Raw genomic sequence first — 8,788 nt, 5'->3', positions numbered from 1 at the left:
AGGAAAAATGCGACACTCCTTGAAAATAAAGTTCGATTTTCTGCGTGCGGTGTAAATGCATGGATGTCTTTTCAAAGTCCTGGGGGAAGAGCAGCTTCCGAAGACCCCGCAGTGAGTGCATTTTGCTCACGAGGACAATGGTTTTCGGTGGGCCGAGTAATCGCAGGCCCAAGTAAGGCTTCGACAGCTAATCATCGCACGCAGAAAATGGCTTTGTATTTTCAAGGAGGCTGAGGTGCTGCCCCCGGAAAGGGAGTGTTTTTCCGTAGCGTTGGTCTACCACTCCATTCGAAAAGGATGGAAGGAAGCCACACAAATTTATAATTTTCACTATGTCGCAGTTTCTCTCAACTATGAGGTTTAATATAAGAAAAAAGACTTCTACATAGGGTAAAAGGAAGTGGTAAGAATGAAATTGATGAAAGAGGAATTTCCTTTTTATATTGCGGGTATTCTTATCTTCACGTTAGGGATCATGCTGGCTATTGAATCGAGACTAGGGACCTCCCCTTTTGACGCTTTGCTGGTCGGCTTATATCGCACTTTCGGTCTGACAATAGGTTCTTGGGAGATTGTGGTGGGGCTGACGATGGTTATTGGCAATGCTCTGGCACAGAAGAAACAACCGGAGTATCTTGCAATCGTCACCTCCCTTTTGACCGGTGCCAGCATCGACATGTGGATATTCTCCATTGGTGGTGTAATTGAGGCTGAAACCCTCCTGGAGCAATCCATTTTTTACTTGATCGGGCTGATTCTTACCGGAATCGGGGTGGCAACCTATTTACAGTCTCGAATTGCCCCTAATCCAATGGACCGATCGATGCTCTTGATCACCGAGTTCACCGGATGGAGTGTCACTTATTCACGGGCAATCATCAGCATTATCCTCGTTATTTTAGCGTTTATCTTTTCCGGTCCAATTGGTATCGGAACATTGATTAACGCTTTATTCAGCGGCATATTAATAAGTTTTTTTCTTCCTTATGTAAAAAAAGCAAAAGAGAAAACCAAAGAAAAAAGGCATGTATTAAAATCTTCTGCAAAATAAGCGGCCCCCCATTTAAGTAGGGCCGCTCTACTTTTTTTCTATCTGTTAACCTTGGTTTTGTTTGCTTCTTTCAAATTCTTCTTTCACTGTTCCCAAAAGGGTGTCATTGGAGATTAATTTCAATCCAGTCAAAGCTAATGTCTTCGCCCCTGTAATCAAAGCTTTATCTGCTGTTTCCGAAATTGCTGCTTCCCGGAATTCCGGTGTATGGCTGACAATGTCACCCGGTCCGATTTTAATATAACCGTGCGTGGTCGGAATCACCTGACTGACATTACCGGCATCGGTTGAACCTACGCCATCTTTTGGATGCCAGATAACATCTTCTCCTAAGTCATCGAACTCCTGACCTAAGGCTTCATCGAGCATCGGGTTAATGTTGAACTCACGAACTTCATTTTGAATCCGTTCAATGTCAACCGAACAGCCTGTAGCCATGGCGGCTCCTTCTGCAATATTTCGGACTCTCTCTGACGTTTCCTTTACTTTTTCCCATGAATTTGCACGGATAAGGAAGCTGGCAGAAGTATAATCAGGAATGGCATTAGGCACTTTCCCTCCATCGGTTATCACCCCATGGATTTTCACATCTGGAGTTAATTGCTGACGCATAAGTCCAATTCCGCTAAAGAATTGAATCATCGCGTCCAGTGCATTTATTCCTTGTTCCGGTGCCCCGGAAGCATGTGATGCCTTTCCATGAAAATGAAACTCCAGAGGATCGATTGCCAAGGTTTGCTTCGTCAGCCGTGTTTTGTTTTCCGGGTGGAGCATCAGCGCAACATCCGTGTCATCGAAAAGACCTTCTCTTACAAAGCTTCCCTTAGCACTCCCATTTGGTCCTCCTTCTTCAGCAGGGGTTCCGAACACCTTTACAGTGCCCCCTACCTCGTCGATCACTTCAGCCAAAGCTATACCTGCTGCGACACTCGTTGTGCCAATAATATTATGGCCGCAAGCGTGTCCCAAACCGGGCAGAGCATCGTATTCTGCTAAATACCCAATTGTAGGCCCCGGCCGGGATGAGGTCTTCTCGGCAACGAATCCTGTCTCATGCCCTGCAACATTCCTTTTCACCTGGAACCCTGCATCCTCAAGCATATTGGACAACTTTTCCGATGCAAAATATTCCTCATTTCCGATTTCGGGATTTTCGTGAATTACGTGGCTTGTATCAAGATATTTTTCCTTTTGACGATCGATATTGTCTTTAATTTTGTCTCGATAAGCTTCAATCTCTGTAATCATCGACATCCTCCTATTATTTATGATTGTTGCTATTTCGGAAGAGTTTTCATCTTCCTTATCTCTATTAGTTACATTCCTCATATACATTTATTGAAACCAGTGAAAACAAACAAAGAAAAAGGTCCTCTCCTATTAAAGGAAAGGACCTTTTTCTTTGTTTGTCAGATGCCGAGTAAAACGGATAACCGTTCTCTATCAAAACCCATTACAACTTCCTGATCATCACCATCTTTGACCACTGTAACCGGGGTAGCGCTCGCTCCGAGATTTACAACCTCTTCCATGTACTCGGAGTTTTTTCTGACATCCCTGTCTTCAAATGATACATTATTATCCCGCAGCCACTCTTTCTCGGCATGGCATGGACCACATGTTTCTTGTGTGTAAATGACAACTTCTTTTGCCATATATATTCCTCCTCTCTGTTACTTTCAGTTTTACTATACCCAACCAAAAACAGCAATAAATCCAACTTGGCAACATTCTAAGAAAATCCGTTTCTGGATTTATGGTTAATGCTTCACTAGTAAGAACTACGTGTGGTTATGTTTGTGTAAAAACGCTTTCGGAGGGCGTAGTTGAAGTTCCAATAAATTTCGTAAAACCACTTGTTAGAAACTGTTGTTTTTCTTCAACTTGTCAACAAGGTATAATACAGACAGATAAATATATCAGAGGTGCATAATATGATTGTTGTCATAGATAATTATGATTCTTTTACATATAACTTAGTCCAGTATTTCAAACAAATGACGCCCGCTGTCCGTGTGTTTTCCAATGACCAGGCATCATTACATGATATAGAAACACTTGAGCCAGATTTAATTGTACTTTCCCCAGGACCGGGAACACCTGATGACTCGGGGATATGCATGGATGTGGTCGATTATTTTCATGAGTCCATTCCGATTCTTGGCGTTTGTCTTGGTCATCAAGTAATTGTGACTTATTTTGGCGGAAAGGTAATCAAAGGGAAGAAGCCGATGCATGGTAAAGTGACGAACATTTCCCATAAGAGAACAGGCGTTTATAGCGGAATCCAATCTCCCGCCCAAGTCACCCGATATCATTCTTTGATTGCTGATGAAACCAGTTTTCCGAAAGATTTAGAAGTTACCGCGCGCTCTGAAGACGATGTGATCATGGGAATCAGGCACCAGTCACATCCTGTCAATGGTATCCAGTTTCACCCTGAATCCATTCTGACGCTTGACGGTTATCACATGCTTGAAAACTGCTACAACCTTGCCCGGGAATGGAAAGAACTGCGTAGAGGAGGCGACATGCACTATGAACCCTTATCTACTGTATGAGTTTACCGACGGAAAAAAGAATAACCAGCCACTCCTGTTTACCAATCCAATCAATATTTTACAGGCCGATCAGCTGGATGAAATACCTGTTATTTTCGAAAAAGTAGAAAACGCCTTGAAAGCAGGTTATCATGTTGCGGGTTATATATCTTATGAAGCCGCCCCTGCCTTCGATCAGCATCTGTCCGTCCAATCCGCTCACAAACTCCCATTACTATGGTTAGGGGTGTTCGAAGCTCCCCAGCAGACGAAGACAGAAAACGAAGATGGAAATTTCTCTTTATCTGAGTGGAAAATGGATGGCAGCATCCAGCAATATAAAAACGGGATACAACAGATAAGACAGGCAATCGAAGATGGAAATACCTATCAAGTGAACTATACAGCCAGGTTATGCGCCGATTTCGAGGGAGACGACCAAGCGTTTTATCGTCAACTGACGAGAAATCAACAATCCAATTACAGTGCTTATTTGAACATAGGTAAATACAGGATTCTATCCGCTTCTCCTGAACTGTTTTTCCGAGTCAAACAAAACAACATCCAAACAAAGCCGATGAAGGGCACGGCGGCCAGGGGAAGAACAACTGCAGAAGACAATGTACAGAAGGAATACTTACGCCATTCAATCAAGGAACAATCCGAGAACTTAATGATAGTAGACCTGCTGCGGAACGATATCGGGAGGATAGCAAAGCCCGGAACAGTGACTGTTCCAAAATTATTCGAGTTAGAAACATATCCTACTGTCCATCAAATGACTTCGACTGTCGAGGCAGAACTGGAAGATTCCATAAGCGTCTTTGATTGGTTCCGCGCACTATTCCCCTGCGGTTCGATTACAGGAGCGCCAAAACGTAGTACCATGGATTATATTTCGGAATTGGAAGATTCGCCACGAGAAGTTTACTGCGGGGCAATCGGCTACATCACCCCAGAACGGGAAGCAGTCTTCAATGTTCCGATCAGGACGGTTGTGATCGATACGGAAGAAAGGGTTGCAACGTACGGGGTCGGAGGAGGAGTTACCTGGGATTCGACAGCCGAAGGGGAATATCAGGAACTGCTTACCAAGGCTCGGCTCCTTACCGAACGGAGGCCGGCATTCAAACTGCTCGAATCACTTAAATTGGAAGATGGAATTTATCCGCTGCTTTCCCTCCATCTGGAAAGACTTGCAGATTCAGCCGATTACTTTGGTTTCAGGCTGGAATTCGTCAAAATAGAAAAAAAGCTGGAGAAATATGCACAAGCAAATCCTACTGGCAACTATAAAGTCCGTTTGCTATCTGCTGATGATGGAAGCATTGTATTAGAAGGGAAAGAAGTGAAACACCTTTCCGGACCTGTCCGTTGTGCGATTGCCAGGAAACCTGTCGATCAACATGATCCTTTCTTATTTCATAAAACAACCCATCGGGAGAACTATGAAAAGCATCTTTCAGGATTGACCCCTGATATTTTCTCTGTACTACTTTGGAACGAGAAATATGAACTCACCGAATTCACTATTGGAAACATTGTAGTCGAAATGCAAGGCAGACTTTACACCCCGCCTCTATCTTCTGGATTGCTGGCTGGTACATTCCGTCGCCAACTGTTGGAGAAAAACGAAATAAAAGAGAAAATCCTTTATCTCCATGAAATACCTCAATTTGACCATGTTTGGCTGATTAATGGGGTACGAGGATGGGTCGAGGTGAATTTGGAACAGCCACGAACTTCCATTACCGGTACAGGATAATGGATTATCACTGGATTCTTTGATAAAATCGCCGTTAAGAAGGCTTTAAGGAGGATAATTAAATTGAAGATTGTTTCCATTGAACCTACTCCAAGCCCTCATTCGATGAAAATCAATTTAGATGAAGAATTACCTGCAGGGCAAAACCATAATTATAAAGCAGACGATGATATGGCAAACACCCCTGAATACATTCAGCGTCTTTTCAAGATCGAGGGTGTAAAAGGACTCTACCGTGTCGCGGACTTTATCGCTTTAGAGCGTAATCCACGCGTTGCATGGGAAGAAATACTTCCGGAAGCCCGTAAAGCTTTCGGGGAAGAAAACACCGACGACATCAGTCAGCCATCTAAAGATAATGGAAATGCTGCCGATCCGTTTGGAGAGGTGAAGGTTTTTATACAAAAATTCAGAGGCATTCCTATGCAAGTGAAGTTGGATGACGGTAATCAGGAACAGAGATTCGGTTTGCCGCAGCCATTTATCGATGCGGCGATGGAGGCTTCTCCCGCTTCACCGAATATGGTGATGGAACGAAAGTGGGTCGAGCAGAAGCCCCGCTATGGAAAGATGGAAGAAATCGGTTCTGAAGTGGTCGAGGAATTGACAGCAAGCTATGACCAAGAGAGGCTTAATCAGCTTGTCCAGCTGGCTTTTAAGGAAGAAAATGAGCCAGAAGGGTTTTCCGGCGAAAAATTATCGCTCGATATACTCGATAATCCAGATTGGAAAGTCCGTTATGCGGCGTTGGATCGGATGCCGGAACCCACTGCAGAAGACCTTCCATTTCTTGATAAGGCGTTAAATGATGAAAAAGCATCGATCAGACGTCTTGCAACGGCCTATCTTGGAATGATTGAAGAACCGGAAGTCCTACCATTTTTATACAAAGCGCTCAAAGACAATGCTGTAACAGTCAGAAGAACTGCTGGTGATTGCTTGTCTGATTTAGGTTTTAAAGAAGCTATTCCTGAAATGGCAGCTTCTTTGAAAGACTCCAATCGGTTGGTGAGATGGCGTGCAGCCATGTTTTTGTATGAAGTCGGCGATGAATCAGCTGTACCAGCCCTTCAGGAAGCGGCTGACGATTCTGAATTCGAAGTAAGACTGCAGGTCAACATGGCTCTCGAACGAATTCAGGGCGGACAGGAAGCGAAAGGATCGGTATGGCATCAAATGACACAGGCTGCCAAGAAATAAAATTTACAGGAGGAATTATTTATGCATCCATATGAACAATACATGAAAGAGATTTCCATGCCTATGAGAAAGGAATTGACAGAAGCGGGCTTTAAAGAGCTTACAACTGCCGAGGAAGTAGATCAGTTCGTCAATGATATGGAGGGCACTTCTTTAGTGGTTGTAAATTCAGTCTGTGGTTGTGCTGCAGGATTAGCCCGTCCGGCGGTAAGAGAATCTTTGGAGAGCGACAACCGGCCGGAAAACCTTGTCACTGTTTTCGCAGGTCAAGATCGGGAAGCGACTGCACGGATGAGGGAATACTTCGAAGGGATTGAACCTTCTTCCCCTTCCATTGCCTTGATGAAGGAAGGTAAAGTACTTCATTTTATTCCTCGGGAAGAAATAGAAGGACATGAAATCGAAGATATCGTCACCAATTTAGACAACGCTTATAAGCAGTACAGTTAACAAAAAGAAGAACGGAGCGATTCCGTTCTTCTTTTTATTATACTTTTTCTACTAAATAAGCTGTTTTCTCTCTAAAATATTTCTCCCCGTTTTCAGATGAATGTTCAAAAAATCCGTCAAATTGTTCTGTGACCTTATACTCTCGATGTGGATCGGTAAACAGTTGCGAACCATTATTGGAAATTACCACTACGTCGGTTGTTGACACAAAGCTGTCCAACTCTTGTGCCGAATAATTTTGTCCAACTTTCAGGTCATTCAATCTAAGATCTGCCATCATCATCCACCTTTCCTTTTTTAACTCGTTTTCCTCGATAGGAAGGTGGATAAACATTTTCCCCATAACAGAATCAACTGTCACTATTGCTTCCGAGTAAGCTGCTGTTCCGCCATTCTTACCATTTCACGGACCATATTGCCGCCTATTTTGCCACCAACCTTGCCGGCATCCTTTGCTTTTATATCTCCATTATATGTTCCATCCAAGGGAATACCTTGTTCTTCAGCCGACTCAAATTTCGCTTCTTCGGCATTGTTTACATTCATTACTTTTGCTTTTAATTGATCCAGTCCTTGGCGGGCCTCTGGTACAAGGATTTTATTTCTGTTGGACATTAGTAATTACCTCTGTCTATTTTTTCGCCTTTGCTGCTTGCCAGCTTACCATTTTCATCTACATCGTCAATACGTCCATCGATTGTCCCTTCGGTGTAATCATCGGAAACTTGTTCATGTGTCACCGCCAGGCCATGTGAAACTTGATCGTCCTTCGAATAGTCAAATGGGTCATACATTTTTTCTGCAACTTTTTCTGCATCACGAATGTCTGCTTTTTTCTTATTCATGTTCTTCCCTCCTTCCTATTAGGATTTCTTATTCAAAAAAAATTATGAACCAACTTACTAATTAACCTTTAAAATAGCTGCCAATTCCTGCTGTAGCTGCTGCGCTTCCTCCGGTGCCAGCAGGACCGGGATTTGATCATTGACTGTTATCGTACAGGATCCATTATTGGCATTCTGATTCATCAAGTAATGGTATAGATTCTGTAATTGCTTTTGAGAAATGATTGACTGTGTCTGAATATTTTTCACCCGTTTAAGATAAAAAGTCTCTTCATCTTCTGAGAATTCGCCGCTGAATAAAGCGCCATTATAACTGTCCACTTTGAGTTGAACCTCCGTATACTTGGTTTGTGGTAGTATGAACCATTTTTAGAAAGTTCATTCCGTGAAGATATCTGCACAAAAAAAAGACTTTCCAATAATGGAAGTCTTTTATGAGACCAAAAAGCTTGAAGGAAATCTCTTCTGGAAGTACCTCAGCAATTGTGCTTTATTTTCTTGAAAGACCTTGCAAACTTGATGGCCAATCGGAACCGGATAAATTTTCGAACCACAAATATGACAAATCTCTTTTTCGTTGAACTGGTGCCTGATATTCAAAGGAAATGGAGATTGTTTACCACCGACCAGAAAATCAAATCGCTGATTTTCCACCATAAATCGTATATGAAACCCATTATATTCAGCGGCATCCTGGACCACTACTTGATCAAATCGAATATTCTCAATGCTTATGTCTCTCACTGTTCCTCTCCTTAAGAACCTCAGTATTTCTTTTAGTGTAACACAAATTGTCGAAAACGCCTTCGTGAGAGGCATGAAATAAAAAAACTTCCTGAGTTGCAGATTATTTTTTATGAACTCAGATTAAGTAAGTTTCATGTTCTATTTTCCTCCTTGTCTATGCCATTATCCTCTTATTCACAGTATCCTATCT

12 protein-coding genes are annotated in these 8,788 nt (G+C 42.7%); 5 read left to right on the top strand and 7 right to left on the bottom strand.

The window, feature by feature from the left end:
• Window positions 1–409: 409 nt before the first annotated feature.
• Entirely contained in the window at window positions 410–1,051 is a 642-nt protein-coding gene (locus CZ434_RS20950) for a YczE/YyaS/YitT family protein (RefSeq protein WP_077624898.1), read from the top strand.
• Window positions 1,052–1,096: 45 nt separating this feature from the next.
• Here the strand turns inward: CZ434_RS20950 and CZ434_RS20945 are convergent, their stop codons facing one another.
• Together CZ434_RS20945 and CZ434_RS20940 are read right to left on the bottom strand one after the other, a co-directional pair.
• Window positions 1,097–2,299 carry a M20 family metallopeptidase gene (locus CZ434_RS20945; RefSeq protein WP_425442087.1) on the bottom strand — a complete coding sequence of 401 codons (1,203 nt, stop codon included), beginning with the start codon at window positions 2,297–2,299 and terminating at the stop codon, window positions 1,097–1,099.
• A 161-nt stretch (window positions 2,300–2,460) separates the two neighbouring features.
• The gene (locus CZ434_RS20940) at window positions 2,461–2,706 is read right to left on the bottom strand and encodes a glutaredoxin domain-containing protein (protein ID WP_077624896.1); all 246 of its coding nucleotides are present in this window, start codon (window positions 2,704–2,706) and stop codon (window positions 2,461–2,463) included.
• Window positions 2,707–2,985: 279 nt separating this feature from the next.
• Between CZ434_RS20940 and CZ434_RS20935 the strand changes: the two genes are divergently transcribed.
• The 4 genes from CZ434_RS20935 (at window position 2,986) to CZ434_RS20920 (ending at window position 7,006) form a co-directional block, all read left to right on the top strand.
• Window positions 2,986–3,612, top strand: a complete 627-nt coding sequence (locus tag CZ434_RS20935; protein WP_077624895.1) for an anthranilate synthase component II — start codon at window positions 2,986–2,988, stop codon at window positions 3,610–3,612.
• The gene (pabB, locus tag CZ434_RS20930; protein WP_077624894.1) at window positions 3,590–5,356 is read left to right on the top strand and encodes an aminodeoxychorismate synthase component I; all 1,767 of its coding nucleotides are present in this window, start codon (window positions 3,590–3,592) and stop codon (window positions 5,354–5,356) included. Before CZ434_RS20935 ends, pabB begins: the two co-directional genes overlap by 23 nt.
• Window positions 5,357–5,419: 63 nt before the next feature.
• Window positions 5,420–6,556, top strand: a complete 1,137-nt coding sequence (locus CZ434_RS20925; RefSeq protein WP_077624893.1) for a conserved virulence factor C family protein — start codon at window positions 5,420–5,422, stop codon at window positions 6,554–6,556.
• A gap of 21 nt (window positions 6,557–6,577) precedes the next feature.
• Window positions 6,578–7,006: a BrxA/BrxB family bacilliredoxin gene (locus CZ434_RS20920; protein ID WP_077624892.1), complete on the top strand. Its 429-nt coding sequence runs from the start codon at window positions 6,578–6,580 to the stop codon at window positions 7,004–7,006.
• A 37-nt stretch (window positions 7,007–7,043) separates the two neighbouring features.
• On the opposite strand, the gene CZ434_RS20915 is transcribed toward CZ434_RS20920, so the two are convergent.
• From CZ434_RS20915 to CZ434_RS20895, 5 genes are all read right to left on the bottom strand, one after another.
• The gene (locus CZ434_RS20915; protein ID WP_077625293.1) at window positions 7,044–7,283 is read right to left on the bottom strand and encodes a hypothetical protein; all 240 of its coding nucleotides are present in this window, start codon (window positions 7,281–7,283) and stop codon (window positions 7,044–7,046) included.
• 83 nt (window positions 7,284–7,366) lie between these two features.
• Window positions 7,367–7,621 (bottom strand): alpha/beta-type small acid-soluble spore protein, encoded by a 255-nt coding sequence (locus tag CZ434_RS20910; protein WP_077624891.1) that lies wholly within the window; start codon window positions 7,619–7,621, stop codon window positions 7,367–7,369.
• A complete protein-coding gene (locus CZ434_RS20905; RefSeq protein ID WP_077624890.1) occupies window positions 7,621–7,851 on the bottom strand; it encodes a YozQ family protein in 231 nt (76 codons plus the stop codon). Before CZ434_RS20905 ends, CZ434_RS20910 begins: the two co-directional genes overlap by 1 nt.
• A gap of 57 nt (window positions 7,852–7,908) precedes the next feature.
• Window positions 7,909–8,172, bottom strand: coding sequence for a hypothetical protein (locus CZ434_RS20900; protein ID WP_077624889.1), 264 nt, complete (start codon window positions 8,170–8,172; stop codon window positions 7,909–7,911).
• A gap of 111 nt (window positions 8,173–8,283) precedes the next feature.
• The gene (locus tag CZ434_RS20895) at window positions 8,284–8,595 is read right to left on the bottom strand and encodes a hypothetical protein (RefSeq protein ID WP_077624888.1); all 312 of its coding nucleotides are present in this window, start codon (window positions 8,593–8,595) and stop codon (window positions 8,284–8,286) included.
• Window positions 8,596–8,788: the final 193 nt, after the last annotated feature.

The organism is Sediminibacillus massiliensis, from assembly GCF_900156915.1.
GTDB classification, from domain to species: domain Bacteria; phylum Bacillota; class Bacilli; order Bacillales; family Amphibacillaceae; genus Sediminibacillus_A; species Sediminibacillus_A massiliensis.
This window is presented reverse-complemented; position numbering and strand designations above follow the sequence as displayed.